Below are 21,386 nucleotides of genomic sequence, written 5' to 3'. Positions count from 1 at the left end.
TCCGGCCCCACCGGCGTCCGCGTTCCCGCAGTCTCTGGAGGTTGCCCCCCAGGGGTTGCTCTTTAGAGGTTGCCCCGCTTCTCCTGCTCCCGCTCGATCGCCTCGAACAGGGCCTTGAAGTTGCCCTTGCCGAAGCCCATCGACCCGTGGCGCTCGATCATCTCGAAGAAGACCGTCGGGCGGTCCTGGACCGGCTTCGTGAAGATCTGCAGCAGGTAGCCGTCCTCGTCGCGGTCGACGAGGATCTTGAGCTCGCGCAGGATCTCGACGGGGACGCGGGTCTCGCCCGCCCACTCGCCGAGGGTGTCGTAGTAGGAGTCCGGGGTGTTCAGGAACTCCACGCCGGCCGCCCGCATCGCCCGCACGGTGCGGACGATGTCGTTCGTCGCGAGCGCGATGTGCTGGACGCCGGCGCCGCCGTAGAACTCCAGGTACTCGTCGATCTGCGACTTCTTCTTCGCGATCGCCGGCTCGTTGATCGGGAACTTCACCTTCAGGGTGCCGTCCGCGACGACCTTCGACATCAGCGCCGAGTACTCGGTCGCGATGTCGTCGCCCACGAACTCCTTCATGTTCGTGAAGCCCATGACCTTGTTGTAGAAGGCCACCCACTCGTTCATCCGGCCGAGCTCGACGTTGCCCACGCAGTGGTCGATGGCCTGGAAGGTGCGCTTGGCCGGGGGCTCGACCATCGGGGCGACGGAGACGAAGCCGGGCAGGTACGGGCCGGTGTAGTCGCCGCGCTCGACCAGGGTGTGCCGGGTCTGGCCGTAGGTGGCGATCGCCGCCAGCCGGACCGTGCCGTGCTCGTCGGTGAGCTCGTACGGCTCGTCCAGGCCGCGCGCGCCGTGCTCGACGGCGTAGGCGTAGGCCGCCTTCACGTCCGGGACCTCGATCGCCAGGTCGACGACGCCGTCGCCGTGGTCGGCGACGTGCTCGGCGAGGAAGCGGCCGCGGTCGGTGGAGGCCTTGATGACCGAGGTGAGGACGAACCGCGCGGCGCCGTTGGTCAGGACGTAGCTGGCCGTCTCGCGCGTGCCGTTCTCCGGTCCGGAGTAGGCGACGAGCTTCATGCCGAAGGCGGTCGAGTAGAAGTGCGCGGCCTGCTTGGCGTTGCCTACGGCGAAGACGACCGCGTCCATGCCCTTGACCGGGAAGGGATCGGCCTTGGCGGCGGTGGACGGCGCGATGTCGAGCGGCTGGGTCTCAGTCATGACGGCAGAGTCCCGCCGTTCCACAAGATGCGCAATAGTTTCCATTTCCGCTGTACAGACTGACCAGTCTCAGCCCACCATTGCTGGGATATCTGTGCACTATGACCACCGACCGACCGCCCGGGAGGCACCCATGGGAATCGACGAACTCGACGGCCGGCTCATCGTCCTGCTCGCCCGCGAGCCCCGGATCGGGGTCCTGGAGGTCTCGCGCCGGCTCGGTGTGGCGCGCGGCACGGCGCAGGCCCGGCTGGACCGGCTTCAGTCGAACGGAGTCATCCGGGGGTTCGGCCCGCAGGTGGATCCGGCGGCCCTGGGGTACCCGGTGACGGCCTTCGCCACGCTGGAGATCAAACAGGGCCAAGGGGCGGACGTACGGGCCCACTTGGACGGGGTCCCGGAGGTGCTGGAGCTGCACACGACCACCGGGCACGGGGACATGCTGTGCCGGCTCGTGGCCCGGTCGAACGCGGATCTCCAGCGGGTGATCGACCGAGTTGTCGCGTTTGATGGCATCGTGAGGGCTTCGACGGCGATTGTCATGGAGAATCCCGTGCCCTTGCGGATCATCCCTCTGGTCGAACAGGCGGCCGAGGACGACTGACGGTCGACCGCCGGTGGTCGACGACCGACCACCGGTGACCGACCACCGGTGACCGACGATCGACGTGCGGCGACTACGGATGGGGTGACGCGGCGTGAGTTTCTGGGCCTACCTGTCCAACCGCCACCAGCAGCTCCTGACCGACGCCTTCCAGCACGCCAGCGCCGTCTTCCAGTGCATGGTGATCGCGACCGCCCTCGGCGTCGCCATCGGCGTCCTCACCTACCGCAGCGGCTGGGCCGGGAACCTCGCGGTCACCTCCACCTCCACGGTGCTGACCATCCCCTCCCTGGCCATGATCGGCCTGCTGATCCCGATCGTCGGCCTCGGCGTCGCGCCGACCGTGATCGCCCTGACGCTGTACGGGCTGCTGCCCATCGTCCGCAACTCCATCGTGGGGCTGCGCGGGGTGGACCCGGCCCTGGTCGACGCCGCCAAGGGCATCGGGATGTCGCGCTCCGCCCAGCTGCTGAAGGTGGAACTGCCGCTCGCCTGGCCGCCGATCCTGACCGGCATCCGGGTCTCCACACAGATGCTGATGGGCATCGCGGCCATCGCCGCCTACGCCTCCGGGCCGGGCCTGGGCAACGAGATCTTCCGCGGGATCGCCTCGCTCGGCAGCGCCAACGCCATCAACCAGGTCCTGGCGGGGACGCTCGGCGTCGTCATCCTCGCCCTGCTCTTCGACGCCGCGTACGTCCTGCTCGGCCGTCTCACCATCCCGAGGGGAATCCGTGTCTGAGCCGACGCCCGCGAGCCCGCCGACCGAGCACCCGCCGACCGAGAACGTGCCGGCCGAACCCGTGCCGGCCTCCGCCTCCGCCTCCGCCTCCGCCTCCGGCGCCACCATCCAGCTGGAGAATCTCACCAAGCGCTACCCCGGCAACCCCAACCCCTCCGTGGACGACGTCTCGATGGAGATCAAGGCGGGCGAGCTCGTGGTCTTCGTGGGCCCCTCCGGCTGCGGGAAGTCCACCACCCTCAAGATGATCAACCGGCTGATCGAGCCCACCTCCGGCCGGATCCGCATCGGCGACGAGGACGTCACCGACATGGACCCGGTCAAACTCCGCCGCAAGATCGGGTACGCGATCCAGTCCTCGGGGCTCTTCCCGCACATGACGGTCGCCGAGAACATCGCCCTGGTCCCGAAGATGACCGGCTGGTCCAAGTCCCGCGTGAAGGACCGGGTGGAGGAGATGCTCGACCTGGTCGGCCTGGACCCGCGCGAGTTCCACGGCCGCTACCCGCGCCAGCTCTCCGGCGGCCAGCAGCAGCGCGTGGGCGTGGCCCGGGCGCTCGCCGCCGACCCGCCCGTCCTGCTGATGGACGAGCCCTTCGGCGCCGTCGACCCGATCACCCGCGACCACCTCCAGGACGAGCTGATCCGGCTCCAGCACGAGCTGCACAAGACGATCGTCTTCGTCACCCATGACTTCGACGAGGCCATCAAGCTGGGCGACCGCATCGCCGTCCTGCGCGAGCGCTCGCACATCGCGCAGTTCGACACCCCCGAGGCGATCCTCACCAACCCCGCCGACGACTTCGTCTCCGGCTTCGTCGGCGCGGGCGCCGCCCTCAAACGGCTCAACCTCACCCGCGTGCGGGACGTGGAGATCGCCGAGTTCCCGACCGTCTCCGTCGACGACCCGCTCCAGCAGATCTTCAACACCCTGCGCGCCGGCCAGGGCAACGAACTGCTGATGCTGGACCGGCGCGGCCGCCCGTACAAATGGCTGCGCCGAGGCGACCTGATGCGCGCCAAGGGCTCGCTGGCCCGGGCCGGGCAGCTCGTGCACGACACGGTGACCCGGGACGCGACGCTGCACGACGCCCTGGAGGCCGTACTGACCGACAGCGGCGGCCGGGTGGCCGTCACCGGGCGGCGCGGCGAGTACATCGGCGTCGTGGACATGGAGACCCTGATGAACTCCGTGCACGAGATGCTGGAGGCCGACCGGCTGACGGCGGCCGAGCACGCGCACGACCTCGAGGAGCTGCGCCACCACCGCACCGAGCGGGACCTGGAGGGGCTCCGGGACGGTTCGGAGGGCTCATGAGCCCCCGGAACCCGGTCTCCCCCGAACGCCCGCCCGGCGAGCACGAGCTCAAGGGGCACGTCTTCCGGGATCCGGAGGAGCCCGTGCCCGACGAGACGGTGATGGCCTCCATCGCACCGCCCCGCCCCGGGAGCCGGCTCACCTGGGCCCGGCTGGTGACCCTGCCCATCGTGCTGGCGCTGGTGCTGCTGGCCACGTACCTGTGGATCACCAACGCCACCCTGGACACGATCGCGGAGAACTCCCTCAAGGACGGCAACGTCGAGCTCCGGCTGTGGCAGCACGTCAAACTCACCGCGATCTCCACCTTCTGGGTACTGATCATCGCGATCCCGCTCGGCATCGCCCTGACCCGCCGCGGCCTGCGCCGGGCGGCCCCGCTGGTCACCGCGATCGCCAACATCGGCCAGGCCACCCCGGCCATCGGGCTGCTGGCCCTGCTGGTCATCTGGCTCGGCATCGGCCCCTCGACGGCGATCATCGGCATGGTCGCCTACGCCGTCCTGCCCGTGCTGTCCAACACCGTCGCGGGGCTGCGCGGGATCGACCCCCAGCTGGTGGAGGCCTCGCGCGGGATCGGGATGTCCTCCATGGGCACCCTGACGAAGGTGGAACTCCCGCTGGCCGTCCCGCTGATCCTGGCGGGCGTACGGACGGCCCTCGTCCTCAACGTCGGCACCGCGACCCTGGCCACCTTCGGCGGCGGCGGGGGCCTCGGCGACCTGATCACCTCCGGGATCCAGACGCAGCGGATGCCGGTGCTGGTGCTGGGCTCGGTGCTGACGGTGGCGCTGGCGCTGTTCGTGGACTGGCTGGCCTCACTGGCCGAGACGGTCCTGACCCCGCGCGGGCTGGAGGCGTAGATGGACAAGCTCTCCCTCTCCGTGCGGATGGCCACGGCCTGCGCGGCCCTGCTGGCGCTGGGGCTGCCGCTCGCGGGCTGCGGGCTCAAGAGCGGGTCCCCGATGGTGGACGACGTCCTCCCGGGCTCGGTGGGCCAGGGACAGCCCCTCAAGGGCGCCTCGCTCACGGTCACCTCGAAGAACTTCAGCGAGAACATCGTGCTCGGCCAGATGATCGGCCTGATCTTCAAGGCGGCCGGCGCGGAGGTCCTGGACCGCACCAACCTGCCGGGATCGATCAGCGCCCGCGAGGCGATCATCCAGGGCGACGCGGACGCCATGTACGAGTACACGGGCACGGCGTGGATCACCTACCTGGGCAACGACAAGCCGATCACGGACCCGTACGAACAGTGGAAGGCGGTGCGGGACGCGGACGTGAAGAACGGCGTGGCCTGGCTGCCGCCGTCCACGCTCAACAACACCTACACGCTGGCCATCAGCAAGAAGAACAACGCCAAGTACGGGCTGAAGACCATGTCGGACGTGGCGGCGCTGTCGCAGCGCGACCCCAAGGCGGTGACGGTCTGCGTGGAGAACGAGTTCGCCTCGCGGGAGGACGGGCTGCCGGGGATGGAGAAGGCCTACGGGATGAAGATCCCGGCGGGCAACGTCATGAAGATGGACGCCGGGATCATCTACACGCAGGTCTCCAAGTCCGATTCCTGCCTGCTGGGCGAGGCCTTCACCACCGACGGCCGGATCAAGGCCATGGACCTGGACACCCTCGCCGACGACCGGCACTTCTTCCCCAACTACAACGCGGCGCCGGAACTGCACGCGAAGACCCTGGAGAAGTACCCGGCGATCGCGGGCCTGCTGGACCCCCTGTCGAAGCGGCTGACGACGGAGACGGCGCAGCGGCTCAACGCGCTGGTGGACGTGGAGGGGCAGGACCCGCACGAGGTGGCGAAGGACTGGCTGGTGGCGGAGGGGTTCATCAGGGAGGGCTGAGCCCCGCCTCACCCGGACGAGTGGATGCAAAGAAGTAGTTGCAAAGAAACCCTTGCATAGGGTTCTTTGCAACTCTACTGTTGAGGCATGCCCGAGAACCCCGACCCCGAGAACCTCGACCCCGAGAACCCCGACCTCCAGAAGCCGACCGATCCGAAGGTCCGCAGGCTCGACCCGCACTCCCTTCGCGGCCTGGCCCACCCGCTGCGCATCCGCCTGCTGGGCGATCTGGGCCGGCACGGGCCGGCCACCGCCTCACAACTGGCGGAGCGGCTCGGGGAATCGAGCGGCGCCACCAGCTACCACCTGCGCCAGCTCGCCGCGCACGGGTTCGTCGAGGACGCCCCCGAACACGGCAAGGGCCGCGAGCGCTGGTGGCGGGCCTGCCAGGACGGCACCCAGTTCGACGAGGCGCTGATCTACGACAACGACCCCGTCACGCGCAGCGCCGCGGAGGTCTTCCTCGCCGAGATCGTGAAGATCCACGAACAGGAACTGTCCACCTGGCTGGGCGAAGCCCACACCTGGGCCATGGACTGGCGGCGGAGTTCCGAACTCAGCGACTTCTCGCTGAAGCTGACGGCCGATCAGACCCACGAGCTGGTCCTCAAGGTCCACGACCTGATCAACAGCTACCGCGACCTGCCTCCTTCGGAGGGCACCGAGTTGGTCCGCTTCCACACGCACGCCTTCCCGGTCAACACCAAGTAGCGCCCTCCACACCCCCTTTCGCAGAAGGAGCCCTGCCGTGCACGCCTTCAGCCATGCCCAGATCCACGCCGCCACCCACACCACCCGCACCGCCGAGGCCGCCGCCTGGCGCCGTGCGCGGGAGGCCGCACCGCACCTGCGCCGGCACCCCGCCGCCGCCCTGCGCAACCGGGTCGGCGAGGCCCTGATCGCCACCGGCATCCACCTGATCCAGCCCGCGCACCTGCACGCACGCATCGCCCGCAACGCCCGGATCTCCCGCCCGCACGGCGGCATCGCGTGAACCGTCGCCCCTTCACCGCCGTCCTGGTCGCCAACACCATCTCGATAGCCGGGAGTTCGCTGACCCTCATCGGCGTCCCGTGGTTCGTGCTCCAGACCACCGGCAGCGCCGGCCGGGCCGGGATCGTCGCCTTCTGCGCCACCCTGCCCGTCGCGATCGCCGCCCTGGTCGGGGGCCCGGTCATCGACCGGCTCGGCCGCCGCCGGGTCTCCGCCGGCTCCGACCTGATCTGCGGACTGTCCGTGGGCGCCATCCCGCTGCTGCACTACGCGGGGCTGCTGGAGTTCTGGATGCTGTGCGCGCTGATGGCCGTCGGCGGCCTCGTGCACACCCCCGGACTGGCCTCGCGCTACGTGCTGCTCCCCCATCTCGCCGAGCACGCCGGTACCACCGTCGCCCGCGCCGCCAGCCTCTACGACGCCGTCTCGCGCGGGGCCCGCATGATCGGGGCCGCGCTGGCCGGCGTACTGATCGCCACGCTCGGCGCCGAGTCGGTGCTGCTGCTGGACGCCGCCACCTTCTGCGCCTCCGCGCTGCTGGTCGCCGCCTTCGTGCGCGGGATACCGGCCGCCGAGCCGCAGCGCGCCACCGGGAAGGTGTCGCTGGCCGGCTACCGGGCGGAGCTCGCCGAGGGCTGGCGGTTCCTGATCCGCACGCGGCTGCTGCTCGGCGTCACGGTGATGGTGATGATGACCAACGGCCTCGACCAGGGCTGGTCCTCGGTCCTGCTGCCCGTGCACGGCCGCGACGCGCTCGGCGGGGCCACCGCGCTGGGCCTGATGGTCGCCCTCTTCGGCGGGTTCGCGCTGCTGGGCGCCCTGCTCTACGGAGCCTGGGGCGAGCGGTTCCCCCGGAGGACCGTGTTCGCGGCGGCGTTCCTGCTGTGCGGGGCCCCGCGCTACGCGGTCGCCGCCTTCACCGACACCTCGCTGCCGCTCGCGGTGACGATGGCGCTGTCGGGGCTGGGCGCGGGCGTGCTCAACCCGATCCTGACCACGGTCATGCTGGAGAAGGTGCCCGACGAGCTGCGCAGCCGGGTCGCGGGCGTGACCCAGGCGGGCTGCGAGCTGACGATGCCGCTGGGCGGGCTGGCCGCGGGGCTGCTCATCGACGGCTTCGGGGTGACCACGGCGCTGCTGGTGTTCGGCGGGGTCTACTTCCTCGCCACGCTCTCCCCCCTGGTGTTCCCGTCCTGGCGGAGCATGGAGGCGGAGCCCCGGTTCAGCAGGACGGAACCGACGCGCCCTTCTGCAGAGCCCGCAGCGCGTCGACCGCATCCGTCAGCGAAGTGACGGGGACCAGCCGGAGCCCCTCGGGGAGTTCGGACTTCGCGTCCGAGCACTCCGCCTTCGGTACGAGGAACACGCTCGCCCCGTCGCGCCGCGCGGCCTGAGTCTTCAGGGCCACCCCGCCGACCGCGCCGACCTCGCCGTCCGCGCTGATGGTGCCGGTACCGGCGATGCTGCGGCCGCCGGTGAGATCGCCGCCGCTGCCGTTCCCGTCGAGCTTGTCGACGATGCCCAGGGAGAAGAGCAGTCCGGCGCTCGGACCGCCGACGTCGGCGAGGTTGAGCTCGACCTTCACGTCCTTCGGGTCCTTGCGGAGGTAGCCGAGGGCGGCCTGGGAGGCCGTCGACTGCGACTTGGTCATCTCCTCCAGGTTGTGCTCCTCGATCTCCTTGTCGCTTCCGCCCGATCCGTACACCGACGCCCTGGGCATGACCGCCCGGGTGGTGTCGAACCAGTCGCCGACCAGTTCGGAGAGGGTGACGGAGGTGGAGGGACCGGTGGCCTGGATGGTGGTCATCCGCAGCTGGCCCGTGGTCTGGCGGGTGGGGGCCCCGGTGATGCTGATGACCTGCTTGCCGTCGCGGGAGCCGAGCACGTCGGCCGTAAGGCCCGGCTGCGCGATCACGAAGGGCAGCGGTGCGAAGGCCGCGACGGCGAACAGCGCGAGCACGGGCACGGCGCAGACGACGAGGGCGGCGGGACGCGGCAGACGTGTGAGGCGAGAGAGCACCGGGCCAATCTAGCGCGGGTGCCCGGCAACGGGTCGAGCCGCGCCCCCGGTGATCGGGGACACGGCTCGGTGTCCTGTTCCACAACCTGCCGCGCGGCTCAGCGCAGGGCGTCGGCCACTTCTCGGGCGGCGTCCACCACGCGCGGGCCGACCCGCTCGGGCACGGCGTCGGCCAGCATGACGACTCCCACGCTGCCCTCCAGCCCGGTGATGCCCACGAGGGGCGCGGCAGCGCCGCTGGCGCCCGCTTCGAGCTCACCGTGGGTGAGCGTGTACCCGGGCTCGATGAGCGTGCCCTGACGGGCGGCCAGGATGGCCCGGCCGGCCGCCCCGCGGTCCAGCGGATGCCGGAAGCCGGGCCGGTAGGCCACGTGGTAGTCGGTCCAGGTCGGCTCGACGACCGCCACGGCGAGCGCCTCGGTTCCGTCCACGAGGGTCAGGTGCGCGGTGGCGCCTATGTCCTCGGCGAGGGAGCGCAGCGCCGGCAGTGCCGCCTCGCGCACGAGGGGGTGCACCTGGCGGCCCAGGCGCAGCACGCCGAGCCCGACGCGGGCGCGGCCGCCGAGGTCGCGGCGGACCAGGGCGTGCTGTTCGAGGGTGGCCAGGAGGCGGTAGACCACGGTGCGGTTGACACCGAGGCGGTTGGAGAGCTCGGTGACGGTCAGACCGTGGTCGGTGTCGGCGAGCAGTTTGAGAACTCGGAGTCCTCGGTCGAGAGTCTGGGAGGTTTCCGCGGTCACGACGCCTCTCCCTCTTTCGGTGGGCGGCGGTGACTCTCTGGGGATAGCGCCGCCGGTCCCTCGGCGACGCACGGAGAGGCCGCCGGTAGCGGCCATGGCACCGGCTGCGCTCCCGCGGCGGCGCTGCCACGGGGCGTTCGATGCGGGGACAGTAGCGAGCGGGTTCGCTCAGCGGAAGGGCTCGTCCAGAATCCGGGCGCCTACTGGCGTTTTGTGCCGGTTGAAATCGCACATCGCCGCAGATTCGTGACCTTCGGCCCTCCGGTCGCCGCTCGTGTCCCCGGGCCGCCCGGGCGGCCCGTCAGGGCCTCCCACCACGGGTGCGGCGCCACCGCTACGACGACCCGGGCGGGCGCAGACCGTACAAATCTCCGCCCACCCGCCGTGCCGTATTCCGTAGGAAATCACCGCATCCGGGTGGCCCACTCCTGGACCTTCTTGATCCGCTCGCGCAGCTGTCCCGCCGTGGCTTCCGCGCTCGGCGGTCCGCCGCACACGCGGCGCAGTTCGGTGTGGAGCACCCCGTGCGGTTTGCCGCTCTGGTGGACGTAGGCGCCCACCATCGTGTTGAGCGACTTCCTCAGCTCCAGCAGTTCCTTGTGCGAGACCACGGGCCGCCGGTCGGCCGGCAGCTCCAGCAGGTCCGCCTCCGAGTCGGGCTTGCGCTTGCTGTGCGCGATCTGCCGCGACTGCCGCTTCTGGAGCAGCATCTGCACCTGGTCGGGCTCCAGCAGTCCCGGGATGCCGAGGTAGTCCTGCTCCTCTTCGCTTCCCGGGTGCGCCTGCATGCCGAACTCGGCGCCGTCGTAGAGCACCCGGTCGAAGACGGCGTCGGACTCCAGGGCCTCGAAGGACATCTGCTCCTCGTCGCCGGTGTCCTCGTCCTCCTGCTTGTTCGCCTCCTCCATCTCCTTCTCGGAGTCGGCGTACGGGTCTTCCTCGCCCTGCTTCTTCGGCTTGTCGAGGACGTGGTCGCGCTCGACTTCCATCTCGTTCGCGAAGCCCAGCAGGTAGGGAATCGTCGGCAGGAACACCGACGCCGTCTCGCCGCGCCGGCGCGAGCGCACGAAGCGCCCGACGGCCTGCGCGAAGAACAGCGGGGTCGAGATGGTGGTGGCGTACACGCCGACGGCGAGCCGCGGTACGTCGACGCCCTCGGACACCATGCGGACGGCGACCATCCACCGGTCGTTGCTCGCGGCGAACTCGTCGATCCGCTTCGAGGCACCGGTGTCGTCGGACAACACGACGGTGGCCTTGCTCCCGGTGATCTCCCGGATGAGCTTGGCGTAGGCCCGCGCGGAGTCCTGATCGGCGGCGATGACCAGCCCGCCCGCGTCCGGGATGCCCTTGCGGACCTCGGTCAGCCGCTGGTCGGCGGCGCGCAGCACGTTCGGCATCCAGTCGCCGCGCGCGTCGAGCGCCGTACGCCAGGCCTGCGAGATGGCGTCCTTGGTCATCGGCTCGCCGAGGCGGGCGGCGATCTCGTCGCCCGCCTTGGTGCGCCAGCGCATGTTGCCGCTGTAGGAAAGGAAGATGACGGGCCGCACGACCCCGTCCCCGAGCGCGTTCCCGTAGCCGTACGTGTAATCGGCGGAGGACCGCCGAATTCCGTCGTTCCCTTCCTCATACGCCACGAAAGGAATGGGATTCGTATCGGACCGGAAAGGCGTACCGGTGAGCGCGAGCCGCCGGGTCGCCGGGTCGAAGGCCTCCAGGCAGGCCTCGCCCCAGGACTTCGAGTCACCGGCGTGGTGGATCTCGTCGAGAATGACCAGCGTCTTGCGCTGCTCGCACCGGTTGCGGTGCAGCATCGGCCGCACGCCCACACCCGCGTACGTGACGGCGACCCCGTGGTAATCCTTGCTGAGCGGCCCCGCGGAGTAATCCGGATCCAGCCGGATCCCTATCCGGGCGGCGGCCTCCGCCCACTGCTTCTTCAGGTGCTCGGTGGGCGCGACGACGGTCACCTGCTGCACCACGTGGTGGTGGAGCAGCCAGGAGGCGAGGGTCAGCGCGAAGGTGGTCTTGCCGGCGCCGGGGGTGGCGACGGCGAGGAAGTCGCGCGGCTGGGTCTCCAGGTACCGGTCCAGCGCACCCTGCTGCCAAGCTCGCAGGGCGCTGGCGGTACCCCACGGCGCGCGGCCGGGGAAGGCGGGTGAGAGGTGGTGGGAGGCGGTAGTAGTCACGGTCTCCGGTTCGGTCTCTCGGCGGCGTATCCGTTCCGGGCACGCACTCCGGGCATCTTCCGGGGGTGCGTTCCGGGTATCGCTACGGCCGGCGGTACGGGCAGTCGTACGTAGGACAACCGGGCCACCCTACCGGCCCGGGCCCGCCCCTCGCGGAGGGACAGGCCCGTGACCTCGGCGCGTGCGGCGAGCGTCACATTCTTCGGCTCAGCGCGCGCAGCCGCTCCGCGATCCGCCCGATGTGCTCCTCGTTTCCCGCCGCCACGTCGATGACCAGGCCGTACGCGGAGTCCTGGTCCGCGTCGCCGAGATCCACGCCGTTGAGGGCGAGGAAGGTCGCGGCGGCGAGCCAGGCGGTCCGCTTGTTCCCGTCGACGAGCGGATGGTTCGTCGCGATCGCGTGCAGCAGCGCGGCGGCCTGCTCGAAGGTGTCCGCGTACGCCGCCGTCCCGAACATCCGGGCCCGCGGCCGGTGCACGGCCGACTCCAGCAGCCCGGGGGCGCGCAGCTCGACGGGCTGGTCCTGGGCGAGGCAGGCGTACCGCGCGAGGTCGAGGACCTCTCCGAGGGTCAGGTGCCTGGTGGTGCTCATTCCCCGAGCCTCCGCAACAGCCCGGCATGCCGCCCGGCCAACCTCAGGGCCTCACTCCCGGCCCGCTCCCGCTCACCCCGCACCCAGCCCCGCACGGCGGCCAGCACCGCGTCCTCGACGCTCTGCCCGGTGGCATCGGCAAGATCGGCCAGCTCCGCCCGCTCGGCGTCGGGCATGACGATGATCAGCTCACTCATCCCCGGATGCTAAGCCGGATCGTCCCGGACCCGCCCCCACATTCCGTCCGCCCCACCCCGCCGAGCACCCGACCCCGCCGGCCGGCTGGGCCGGCTGGGCCACCGGGCCCTACAAACAAGGCGACACCGGCGAAAATCCAGCCCCTCCGGCGTTTGAGGAGCGGGGGTCCGGGGGCTGGCCCCCGGCAACGGCGCCGCACCACGGGCCAGGCGCCGCCCGCCCGGACCCCGGGCCACCGGGCCGGGCCACCGGGCCATCGCCTCAGCCCCGCCGGGGCTCCGCGTCCAGCCGGGTGGCGACCCACGCCCCCACCAAGGCCACACAGGCCATCGGCAGGAACACCACCACGAACGCGCCGGGGTGCGAAGCCCCGGCCCCCTCCGCCACGGAGTGCGCCGCCCCCACCGCTCCCCCGCCCAGCGCGGCGAACGCCGCCCCGCCCGCCGCCAGCAGCACGACGTTCGCCAGCGCGTCGGAGATCTGCAGCGAGGCGGAGTTCGCCCCCGCCTCCTCCGGCGCCGACAGCTTCAGCAGCAGCACGCTCGTGGACCCGATCACGAGCCCCATCCCCAGGCACCCCAGCGCCCACACGAGCGCCATCGTCCACACCGGCACCCACTCCACGAGCACCGCGGGCGCCCCGGCGATGGCCACCGCGACCATGACCATGCCCAGCACGATCAACCGCTCCCGGTGCGGATCCATCCGCCCCTTCGACTGCACCCACGAGCCGAGCGCCCACGTCACCCCGCCCAGCGCGAGCGAGAACCCGGCCATCGTCGGGCTCAGCCCCCGCTGGGTGACCAGCATCAGCGGTACGAAGCTCTCCGCCGCGATGAACGACCCCGCCGCCACACCGCGCAGCAGCACCACCGACGGCAGCCCGCGCCGCGCCCGATAGGTCCCGCGCGGCAGCAGCCCCAGCACGGCGGGCACCAGCAGGGCCGCCCCCGCGATCCCCGGCAGCAACGACAGCCACCGCAGATCCTGCGCGGCGTACTGCAGCAGCCCCGCACCGGCCGAGATCCCGAGGGCGAGCCGGATCCGCCGCCGGTCGAACGCCACGGGCGGCGCCTCGGGGTCCACCGGCCCGGACGCGTTCCGCCGTATCGCGGGCAGCGCCACGGCCAGCGGTACGAAGACCAGCGCGGGGATCCCGAGGAACACCCAGCGCCACCCGAGGTGCTCGGTGACCGTCCCCGCGGCCAGCGGCCCGACGATCGACGGCACGACCCAGCTCGCGGCGAAGGCCGCCATGATCGCGGGCCTCAGCCGCTCCTCGTAGGCCCGGCTGACGACCACGTAGAGCGCCACGATGACCAGCCCGCCCCCGAACCCCTGCACGGCCCGCCCGAGCACGAACATCCACATCGCCCCGGCGGTCCCGGAACACACCAGCCCGGCGGCGAAGCACCCGATCCCCACGGTCAGCGGCCGCAGCGGCCCCTGCCGGTCGGCCCACTGCCCGGAGAGCACCATCCCGAAGAGGCTGGTCGTGAAGTAGGCGGAGAAGGCGAAGGCGTAGAGCGCGATCCCGTCCAGCTCCCGGGCGGCCACGGGCATGGCGGTCCCGACGGCTGTGGCCTCGAAGGCGATCAAGAAGACAACGGAAATGATCCCGATGCTGAGCGTCCGGTACGCGGGCCCGAGGACCCCGCCCTTCGGGTCGGGTATCGCTTCGGCGGGTGTGACAGCAGCTCGCTGGGGGAGGACGCTCATCGCCCCAGAGTAAGGCTCATACCTCTATTTCGACCCTGTCATTCCGACCGATCCCACCCCCTCCCCCAGCCCTAGGCCAAAGGTCCCGCGCCCCCTCCCCCACTCCCTCTGTGAACGCGGCATGGCAGTCACATTGCACGCCCGCCGTACCCCTTCCCCACGCTCCCTCCCCCTCGTACGGTCATACACATCACCACCACCCAGCCGTGTGCCCGAGTGGTTGAGGGACTCGCCTGCAAAGCGAGTTACGCCGGTTCGATTCCGGTCACGGCTTCCAGACCGAAGGCCGCTCAGGGGAAGGCGCTCCCCCGAGCGGCCTTCGTCGTACGCAGCCTCAGGGGATCATGGCCGGCAGGCCCTCGGGACCGGCGGGGAGGCCGCCGTTGTCGGCGCAGCCCAGCTCCTTGGACATCGAGAGGCCGGCCGCGTGGGCCAGCAGGAGGTAGTCGTTGACGAGGACCGCCTCATCGTCGGCGCCCTCGCCGAACTGGTTCATGAAGGTGACGGTGACCCGAAGGGGGATCTCGACACTGGAGCCGACGCGTGCGCTGACGCAGTCGAACTCGATGCTGCGCTGGCGCTTCGCCCCCGTCACCGAGACACCCTCGTCATAAACCTCTTCCCCCACCCCGGAGGTCCAGGCCTTCTTACTGAATGCTTTGAATCTCACCAGGGCCGACACGTAGCGCTCGTAATCACCGACGAGCCGTTCTTCCCCGGAGATTTTGCAGTCAGCCGTGGGCTTGTTGCGCACATCCTTCCCGGAGCGGTAGGCGTCCTCCAGCATCTTGGCGCTCTCCGCAGTGCTCAGATCCTTGTCCTCGTCCCGGATGACGAACTTCGAGGATTCCAGAACGCGCTCAAGGGACGGACCCGCGCCGGCCGGGAAGAGCGTCCCCCCGCAGACACCGGTAGCCGCAACCACTCTCGGCTCGAGCACCGGCTCCTCAGGCTCCTCCGGCGACGCGCATCCGGACGTCAACACACCCACCAAGACCAGGCCGACACTGCCCGCCCGCAGGAGCCGTGAACCGCTTCGCACCATCACTCACTTACCCGTCTCAGGAGAGTGCCCTTGGCGCTCGGCCCGGAAATCCCCATCCCTGTAGCCGGAACCCATTTCAGTGATGAGATCTCTCCCGAATTCACTGTTCCTGTCGATTTTATGCCGCTCCATGAATTGATTCATAGGGGCTTCGGCGCTGCGTTCACCCGCTTCGTACATCTGCTTGTTGGTCAGATGCACCTTTTCCTTCGTGTCGTCCTCGTACTTCTTGACAGATCCGTCGGACCATTCGCCGACGACCTGCGAGGCCGCCTGCTCCACCGCTCCGCTGGCCAGGTCCGTCGCCAGGGGAACGACGATCGCCGCGACCCCTGCGGCAGCCACGGTGGCGGGCAGGAAGGCCACACCGGCCGCCACCGCTCCGGCGGCGCCAAACTCGACCCACGCCGCCTTCTTCTCGTGGGCCTTCTCGTACTCCTCGTACTTGTCCGCACCCTCGGCCGCGACCTGCCCGGCCCGGGACTCATCGAGCATCCCCTGGACCGTTGCCGTCGTACTGATGGTCGACCGGGCACGGCCCTGATCGACCTGTCCGTCGTGCACGGCCTGGGTCTCGAGAACGCTTGCCGCGTAAACCCGTTCGGCCGTGGAGACGGTCGCGTAGGCGTCGGGGTGCTGCCCCAGCGCACTCAACAGATCACGGGCACCCGCGCGATCCATCGAGGCGTGCGCCTGCTTGTCGTCCGCACCCGGGGCGAAGACGCTGTTGCCCGTTTGGTTCTTCTTGCCTTCTTCGTCGTTCAGCGCATGGTTCACATCGTCGATGTACCCGGCCGTCATGGTGCCGAGGCTGTCCGCGAGCGACTCCTGGTGCTTGAGCAGACCCGCATCGCCCCCGTACTTCGCGACGACCTCGTCCATGACCCGTGCGCCCGCCTCGGTCCGGTCGAGGACGGGCCTGGAGTCGTCCCAGGCGTGACCGAGGGTTGCCGCCTCCAGAGCATGACCGAGGGCATCCGGCATGTACTGCTGGACCTTCTTCAGCTCGTCCGGGTTCGTACCTTCCGTATCGATGGTGAAGTCGTACTTCTCGTTGGCGAAGAAGTCGAGGTAGCTCGTGATCGGCTTCTTGTCCGGCCCCTTGCCCAGGTCGGCGGGGCCGGACTTCTCCGTGCCGTCGTGGTTGTACGCGTGCGGGCGCCCCTCCGGGTCGAAGAACTGCCGGGACGCCTCCGGGCTGTGCCCCAGGGCCTCCAGGAAGCTGACCACCGGGTCGTAGCCGGCGCCGTTGATGCCCGACGGGTTGAGCATGTTCTTGCCGTAGCCGTTGATCTGGCGTGCCCCGTTGAAGAAGTTCGGGTCTTTGGCGTGGATCTGGGTGGCGTGCTCGGCGATCGGGACCAGGAACTTGGGGTCGTAGGCGCCGTAGCGCATGATGCCGCCGAGCAACTGGTAACCGTAGGGCGGGTTCTGGTCGTAGCGGGCCAGCGGGATGCGCTCGGTGCCGAGTCTGCGCAGGTCCTGGGCGAAGCTGTCCGGAAGGTGCGGTTCGGTCCTGGAGTTCGTGGCCGTGGCGAGGTTGAAGCCAAGGTTTCGCTGGAGTTCCCGTACGTCCCCCAGCCGCTGCGGATCCTGCTTCGCATAGTCGAAGGTGTCCGTGGACATCGTTCCGAAGAACTCCAGCGCGCCCTTGGGACCGAGCGCCTCGTAGAACTTCGTCGAGAACTCCGGCACCTTAGCGTTGTCGGCCAGCAGCTCGTTGAGCTCGACGAGCTCCTCGTGCGTGAGTCCGCGGCCCTTCCTCGCGAGCTCCGCGGCACGGGCGGCCTGTTCGGCGTCGAGGCTGCCGTACTTGGCCGCGGTGAAGTCGTGGTCGTCCGCGACATTGGCGGTGAGCAGGCGGGCGAGCGACTGATCGACGTCGTCGCAGGCATCGACGACGGCATCGACCTTCGCCTGCCAGAGCGGAAGGTTCACACGGACGGACTCCAGGTAGTCCGGATCGTGGCGGGCCGCATACCGGTCCGCGTCGCTCGCGAAGGGCGCCGTCTCGACTTTGCCGTCGGCACTCACCCGGAAACCGGCCGCGGGGGCCTCGACGTCGGCGATCTTCCGGAGCTGCTCACGCGAGGCCTTGAAGGTCTCGTGCCCCTCGGCCAGCGCCTTGTGGATGCCCTTCGCCTCGCGGGCCGCGTCGTCGAACTCCTTGGCCGTCTTGTCGATAAAGGGGCGGGCGACGCCTGCCGTGACGCCGTTCCACTGGGCCTTGTCCGACTTGGCCTTCATGCCGTTGCGGGCCGACTCCGCCAGTTCGTCCAGCTTCTTGACCATCGCGGCCCAGTCGGTGATCGCGGTCTGGAGCGGACCGAGGGGCGCGTTCACGACGTTCTCGTACGTCAGCACGTGTGCGAAACCTTCGTCACTTGAGGAGCTCGTCGATCTTGGAGGCCGTGAAATCGGCGTGCAGCTGCTGCTCTTCCTTGCTGTGCGAGGAGAGCGAGTAGTTCAGGCCGTTGGAGATGTTCGCGCAGGCGGCGACGAGGGTCTTGAGCTGGCTCTCCCAGCGGCTGTTGACCTTGAGCAGGGCCGCACCGCTCGCGAAGCCCTCGCGCGTGAGCGCGCCGGCCGCCTCGGCGGTGGAGGCGGCGGCGTGCTTGCCGTCGGTGGAGAGCCGGGTGTGGAGCTTGTAGGCCTCGGAGCCGACCTCGCCGATGTGGTCCTGGTTCAGCTCCAGATCGGCGCTGCCGCCGCCGGGCCCGGGCGCGGCCGGGACGCTGTTGAGCCGCGTGGCGACGTTGGCGGCGGCGGTGGTCCGGGCCTCGGACCACTCCTCGTCGAATGACACGGCGTGCGCTCCCTTTTCTGCCTGTACGGCGGTACGGCTGTACGCGGCTCAGCGACTCAGCGTGCCCTGCGCCGGACGACGACCGCGGTGACGGCTCCACCGATGAGCACGCAGGCGCCGAGGCCGAGGGCGAGCCAGGGGAGGCTGCCACTGCCCTCTGCCTTTGCCTCGGCTTGGGGGGCGGGGGTGGCCGCCTGGCCGGAGGGTGCGGCGGAGGACGGCGCCGAGGGGACCTTGGTCCCGGTACCGCCGCCGGCTGCGGCGAGGTCGGGGAGCGGGTAGACGTCCGCGGGACCGGGGTCGCCGGGGTTGGGCACGGCGATGCGGGGGCGGACGGTGCCGTACCCAATGAAGTCACTGCGCTCGGCGCCGTCGAGGGGCTTGCCGGCGGTGTTCATCATGACCCGGAGAACCTGGTTGTTGGTCCACTCCGGGTGGGCGGACCAGATCAGCGCGGCGGAGGCGGAGGCGAGGGCGGTGGCGTCACTTGTGCCGTGGCTTTTGCACAAGCCCGTCTTCCCAGAACAGGCCGAGATGATGTCGATACCCGGGGCCGACAGATCCACCTGCGAACCATGCTGTGACTCCGCAGTCGCCTTGCCAGTGGAATCGACAGCCCCGACACCCACCACGCCGGGCGTCCCTGCCGGATACATCAACTTGTTCGTCGAGTCCCCGTCATTGCCGACACCGGCAAAGATCAACTTGCCTTTAGAAAGCGCGTACTTCACTACATCAAGGCGCGCCGGGTCTTCGTCAGAAGACGCCAGCGAAATGTTTATGATCTTCGCTTCCGAGTCCGCCGCGTACCGAATCGCCGCAGTCCAGGATGCATTCCTTACGTCGACGGCTTCGGGCACGCGGATCGGGAGGATCTTAGCCCCTGGAGCAAGGCCGAACGACCCATCACCGCTTGGGTGCTTACCGGTTCCCGCGATCAACGCAGCCATCGCAGTACCGTGCTCGTTCGAGTCCGTTCGTTCGTCTCCGTCATAGGTCGTGGCGAAGTCCTTTCCGGGGACTACCTGCCCTTCCAGTTCAGGGATGCGATTAACTCCACCGTCGATGACAGCGACCGTGACACCCTTACCAGTACTGGACTTCCAGATGTCATCGGCCTTCATCGACGTGAGGTGCCACTGCTTCGACCTAATGGTCTCTGCGTGAGCTGGAGTCGCAGCGACCCCCGCCAGCAGGAAACCCGCCAAGACCGCGGTCGCCTTGCGCATACGCATCCCGTGCAACGTCTACTCCAGTCAGTCAATCACCGGCGGAACGACGCCACGGCCGTCCTGCCACGTCTCTGCATCCTCAGCCAGATAGTCAGCGCGCTCACCCCGCTGCCCGTCGCCCCGCCTGCCCGAAGCATGTGCACCCGCGCCACCGTGACCCATCGGTCCACCCACCGGACCAGCACCCGATCCACCACGAACCAGTCCCGTACCGCCCTGAGTGAACGGCTGACCACCTGCGATCGAGCGCCCCCCCGCCCCCGGCTGACGCCCACCGACGACACCGCCCGGTTCGGTGGCGAGACGACGACCGGCCATGGAAGCACCGCCGGAACCGCCGTGCGGGCCTCCGCCCATGCCGCCACCCATGCCCATGCCGCGACCAGCTGCCTGAGAGCCCTCACCGCCGATGACCGTGCCACGAGGAATGCTCGTACCCGGCCCACCGGGCGTGACAGGCCTACCGCCACTGATCCCGCTGTCGCGCGGGGGCAGCCCAGCAACACCGCCTAGTCCGCCACCCTTACCGCCGATCCCGCCGGCTCCGGGAATGCTCCCGCCGGGACCGAAGCCACCAGGGCCGACACCCCCGATCGGCTTCTGTGTGCCAACACCCGGCGGTAGCGTCAGAGGCGGGACGAACCCTCCGGGGGTGACACCCGGACCGCCTCCGCCCGGCCCGACCGGCCCCGGACCGCCGGGTACTCCCGGGGCCGGGGGAAGGGTCGTACTCGGTACCGGGCCGACGGTGTCGAGTCCAGTGCCAATGCTGCGGTCCGGTGGCACCGGAACGGGGCCCGGCGTCGGAGCAGTTGGCGTCAGACCGGTACTGCCCGCACCACCTGAGGAGTCAGAATCGGGCGATGAACCACTGTGCGTCGCCGTTACCGGCGCATACGACGATCCGCCTGATCCGGTCCCTCCGGTGCCGCCACTGGAGCGGGCTACATCTTCAGACCCGTGCACCCTCGGTGGAACGAACGCCGGCGGCGGCTCCGGAAACGTCGGAACCTCCGCCATCTCCATCCCGGTGGCCGAAGCCTCGTACCCCTGGGCCAGCTTCGTCATCTGCTGGATCGCCTGCTGCCGGTCGCCGCTCAGCTTCGAGTGGGCCTGCTGGCCGATCTGCTGCGCGTCCGGGTCGTTGTGGTACTCGCGGGCCGCTTCGAGGTTGGCCGCCGCCGTCGAGTCGTACGTCGGCATGTTGGCCTTGACCTCGATGACGACCTGGCTGGCCTGCGTCAGCTGCTTGCCGCCCTCGGCGCTGTACTCGCTCAGGCGCAGCGTCGCGTTGCCCGCGCGGCTGACCCAGTCCTGGAAGGCCGTGCCCGATTCGCCTTCCCAGCCGGTCACCCGGTGGTCCTTGAGGCTCTCGCCGATCTCCTTGATGGTCGCCGCGGCGTCCGTCAGCTGCGCGCCGCGCTCCTTGAGGGTCTCCGCGTTGGCCGAGGCGAGCATGGCCAGCAGCTGCTGGTGCGTGTGGTTCTCGAAGTTCGTCGCCATTAGAAGCCACCACCTTGCGTCGCACCGGGAGTTGCGCCCTGCGAGGCAGAACTGTGCGGCGGCGGAGGCGCGAGAGGGTCCCGTTCCGGGACGTAGTTGGCCTTCGCCTGCTCACTGATCGCCAGCATCCGCCGCTTCGTGTCCTCGTCCACGTTCCCGAAGCCCCGTCCCGCCGTCTGGATCGCGATACCGAGCCCCTCGATCTGATCCGCCAGCCCCTTGGACAGCGCGAGCAACTGCGTGTGCACCGTCGAGTAGGCCGTGAACAGTCGCTTGGCCTCCGCGAAGCCCTCGCCCAGGGAGTTCTCCGGGAGGGTGCCGTCCGCCAGTTTTTTGTCGCTCGCCGGGGAGCCGTCCAGCTTCTCCAGCAGACCGTCGACCCGCTTCTTGTAGTCCGTCAGCGATTCGTACTCGACCTGGAGCGCGCCCAGAGCCGCCGGTGAGGCCACGCCCACACCGAAGTCCACTCCGAACACGCCCGGCCCATAGTCCACTGCCACGATGGCCTCCCCGACTCCCCGTCGTCCCCGTTCACACCCGCTTCGCGCGCATTCGCACACGCACGTCGCCAGTGTCCACAAACACTGTATCGAGAGAGTCCGACAGGCCCAAGTT

21 protein-coding genes and 1 tRNA gene are annotated in these 21,386 nt (G+C 69.8%); 9 read left to right on the top strand and 13 right to left on the bottom strand.

The features are described from left to right. Positions 1–62: 62 nt before the first annotated feature. Positions 63–1,214: a 4-hydroxyphenylpyruvate dioxygenase gene (hppD, locus tag OG730_RS26045; RefSeq protein WP_327306502.1), complete on the bottom strand. Its 1,152-nt coding sequence runs from the start codon at positions 1,212–1,214 to the stop codon at positions 63–65. 133 nt (positions 1,215–1,347) lie between these two features. On the opposite strand from hppD, the gene OG730_RS26040 reads away from it, so the two are divergent. The 8 genes from OG730_RS26040 (at position 1,348) to OG730_RS26005 (ending at position 8,020) form a co-directional block, all read left to right on the top strand. After that, positions 1,348–1,818: an Lrp/AsnC family transcriptional regulator gene (locus tag OG730_RS26040; RefSeq protein ID WP_112448141.1), complete on the top strand. Its 471-nt coding sequence runs from the start codon at positions 1,348–1,350 to the stop codon at positions 1,816–1,818. A gap of 94 nt (positions 1,819–1,912) precedes the next feature. Next, entirely contained in the window at positions 1,913–2,560 is a 648-nt protein-coding gene (locus OG730_RS26035; protein ID WP_250741110.1) for an ABC transporter permease, read from the top strand. Positions 2,561–2,606: 46 nt separating this feature from the next. Next, on the top strand, positions 2,607–3,878 hold the full coding sequence (locus OG730_RS26030; protein WP_327309427.1) for a betaine/proline/choline family ABC transporter ATP-binding protein: 1,272 nt from the start codon (positions 2,607–2,609) through the stop codon (positions 3,876–3,878). Beyond that, a complete protein-coding gene (locus OG730_RS26025; protein WP_327306501.1) occupies positions 3,875–4,741 on the top strand; it encodes an ABC transporter permease in 867 nt (288 codons plus the stop codon). Before OG730_RS26030 ends, OG730_RS26025 begins: the two co-directional genes overlap by 4 nt. A gap of 27 nt (positions 4,742–4,768) precedes the next feature. Beyond that, on the top strand, positions 4,769–5,734 hold the full coding sequence (locus tag OG730_RS26020; RefSeq protein ID WP_327309426.1) for a glycine betaine ABC transporter substrate-binding protein: 966 nt from the start codon (positions 4,769–4,771) through the stop codon (positions 5,732–5,734). 87 nt (positions 5,735–5,821) lie between these two features. Next, positions 5,822–6,445 carry an ArsR/SmtB family transcription factor gene (locus OG730_RS26015; protein WP_327306500.1) on the top strand — a complete coding sequence of 208 codons (624 nt, stop codon included), beginning with the start codon at positions 5,822–5,824 and terminating at the stop codon, positions 6,443–6,445. 37 nt (positions 6,446–6,482) lie between these two features. Next, positions 6,483–6,728 carry a hypothetical protein gene (locus OG730_RS26010; RefSeq protein ID WP_327306499.1) on the top strand — a complete coding sequence of 82 codons (246 nt, stop codon included), beginning with the start codon at positions 6,483–6,485 and terminating at the stop codon, positions 6,726–6,728. Beyond that, positions 6,725–8,020, top strand: coding sequence for an MFS transporter (locus OG730_RS26005; protein ID WP_327306498.1), 1,296 nt, complete (start codon positions 6,725–6,727; stop codon positions 8,018–8,020). The genes OG730_RS26010 and OG730_RS26005 overlap by 4 nt, the downstream gene beginning before the upstream one ends. On the opposite strand, the gene OG730_RS26000 is transcribed toward OG730_RS26005, so the two are convergent. The 6 genes from OG730_RS26000 to OG730_RS25975 all read right to left on the bottom strand — a co-directional run bounded on the left by OG730_RS26000 (position 7,950) and on the right by OG730_RS25975 (position 14,185). Beyond that, positions 7,950–8,747, bottom strand: a complete 798-nt coding sequence (locus OG730_RS26000; RefSeq protein ID WP_327306497.1) for a S16 family serine protease — start codon at positions 8,745–8,747, stop codon at positions 7,950–7,952. The two genes, OG730_RS26005 and OG730_RS26000, sit on opposite strands and share 71 nt — an antisense overlap. A gap of 98 nt (positions 8,748–8,845) precedes the next feature. Beyond that, positions 8,846–9,487, bottom strand: a complete 642-nt coding sequence (locus OG730_RS25995) for an IclR family transcriptional regulator (protein WP_054222485.1) — start codon at positions 9,485–9,487, stop codon at positions 8,846–8,848. A gap of 404 nt (positions 9,488–9,891) precedes the next feature. After that, entirely contained in the window at positions 9,892–11,676 is a 1,785-nt protein-coding gene (locus OG730_RS25990) for a DEAD/DEAH box helicase (protein WP_266877913.1), read from the bottom strand. Between the two features lie 193 nt (positions 11,677–11,869). Continuing rightward, positions 11,870–12,268, bottom strand: coding sequence for a type II toxin-antitoxin system death-on-curing family toxin (locus tag OG730_RS25985; protein WP_327306496.1), 399 nt, complete (start codon positions 12,266–12,268; stop codon positions 11,870–11,872). Further along, complete coding sequence (locus tag OG730_RS25980; protein ID WP_327306495.1) at positions 12,265–12,465, bottom strand: hypothetical protein; 201 nt, start codon at positions 12,463–12,465, stop codon at positions 12,265–12,267. The genes OG730_RS25985 and OG730_RS25980 overlap by 4 nt, the downstream gene beginning before the upstream one ends. 262 nt (positions 12,466–12,727) lie before the next feature. After that, positions 12,728–14,185 carry an MFS transporter gene (locus tag OG730_RS25975; protein WP_327306494.1) on the bottom strand — a complete coding sequence of 486 codons (1,458 nt, stop codon included), beginning with the start codon at positions 14,183–14,185 and terminating at the stop codon, positions 12,728–12,730. A 202-nt stretch (positions 14,186–14,387) separates the two neighbouring features. Between OG730_RS25975 and OG730_RS25970 the strand changes: the two genes are divergently transcribed. Next, positions 14,388–14,462, top strand: a tRNA-Cys gene (locus OG730_RS25970). 57 nt (positions 14,463–14,519) lie between these two features. Here OG730_RS25970 and OG730_RS25965 read toward each other — a convergent pair. The 6 genes from OG730_RS25965 to OG730_RS25940 all read right to left on the bottom strand — a co-directional run bounded on the left by OG730_RS25965 (position 14,520) and on the right by OG730_RS25940 (position 21,271). Continuing rightward, positions 14,520–15,125, bottom strand: coding sequence for a hypothetical protein (locus OG730_RS25965; RefSeq protein WP_327306493.1), 606 nt, complete (start codon positions 15,123–15,125; stop codon positions 14,520–14,522). Between the two features lie 108 nt (positions 15,126–15,233). Next, entirely contained in the window at positions 15,234–17,594 is a 2,361-nt protein-coding gene (locus OG730_RS25960) for a hypothetical protein (RefSeq protein ID WP_327306492.1), read from the bottom strand. A gap of 16 nt (positions 17,595–17,610) precedes the next feature. After that, the gene (locus OG730_RS25955; protein WP_327306491.1) at positions 17,611–18,036 is read right to left on the bottom strand and encodes a hypothetical protein; all 426 of its coding nucleotides are present in this window, start codon (positions 18,034–18,036) and stop codon (positions 17,611–17,613) included. 56 nt (positions 18,037–18,092) lie between these two features. Beyond that, positions 18,093–19,271, bottom strand: coding sequence for a type VII secretion-associated serine protease mycosin (mycP, locus tag OG730_RS25950; RefSeq protein ID WP_327306490.1), 1,179 nt, complete (start codon positions 19,269–19,271; stop codon positions 18,093–18,095). 21 nt (positions 19,272–19,292) lie between these two features. Beyond that, the gene (locus OG730_RS25945) at positions 19,293–20,771 is read right to left on the bottom strand and encodes a WXG100 family type VII secretion target (RefSeq protein ID WP_327306489.1); all 1,479 of its coding nucleotides are present in this window, start codon (positions 20,769–20,771) and stop codon (positions 19,293–19,295) included. Next, a complete protein-coding gene (locus OG730_RS25940) occupies positions 20,771–21,271 on the bottom strand; it encodes a DUF2563 family protein (protein WP_327306488.1) in 501 nt (166 codons plus the stop codon). The genes OG730_RS25945 and OG730_RS25940 overlap by 1 nt, the downstream gene beginning before the upstream one ends. Positions 21,272–21,386: the final 115 nt, after the last annotated feature.

The sequence above is a fragment of the Streptomyces sp. NBC_01298 genome, assembly GCF_035978755.1.
GTDB lineage: Bacteria > Actinomycetota > Actinomycetes > Streptomycetales > Streptomycetaceae > Streptomyces.
Note: the sequence above shows the minus strand (reverse complement) of the source record. Positions and strands in the feature narration are given on the sequence as shown.

Bases quoted from the DNA above. Each gene is read 5' to 3' on its own strand.
- OG730_RS25985 (WP_327306496.1), bottom strand. From the start codon at position 12,268: ATGAGCACCACCAGGCACCTGACCCTCGGAGAGGTCCTCGACCTCGCG.
- OG730_RS25980 (WP_327306495.1), bottom strand. From the start codon at position 12,465: ATGAGTGAGCTGATCATCGTCATGCCCGACGCCGAGCGGGCGGAGCTG.
- OG730_RS26040 (WP_112448141.1), top strand. From the start codon at position 1,348: ATGGGAATCGACGAACTCGACGGCCGGCTCATCGTCCTGCTCGCCCGC.
- hppD (WP_327306502.1), bottom strand. From the start codon at position 1,214: ATGACTGAGACCCAGCCGCTCGACATCGCGCCGTCCACCGCCGCCAAG.
- OG730_RS25945 (WP_327306489.1), bottom strand. From the start codon at position 20,771: ATGGCGACGAACTTCGAGAACCACACGCACCAGCAGCTGCTGGCCATG.
- OG730_RS26025 (WP_327306501.1), top strand. From the start codon at position 3,875: ATGAGCCCCCGGAACCCGGTCTCCCCCGAACGCCCGCCCGGCGAGCAC.
- mycP (WP_327306490.1), bottom strand. From the start codon at position 19,271: ATGCGTATGCGCAAGGCGACCGCGGTCTTGGCGGGTTTCCTGCTGGCG.
- OG730_RS26015 (WP_327306500.1), top strand. From the start codon at position 5,822: ATGCCCGAGAACCCCGACCCCGAGAACCTCGACCCCGAGAACCCCGAC.
- OG730_RS25975 (WP_327306494.1), bottom strand. From the start codon at position 14,185: ATGAGCGTCCTCCCCCAGCGAGCTGCTGTCACACCCGCCGAAGCGATA.
- OG730_RS26020 (WP_327309426.1), top strand. From the start codon at position 4,769: ATGGCCACGGCCTGCGCGGCCCTGCTGGCGCTGGGGCTGCCGCTCGCG.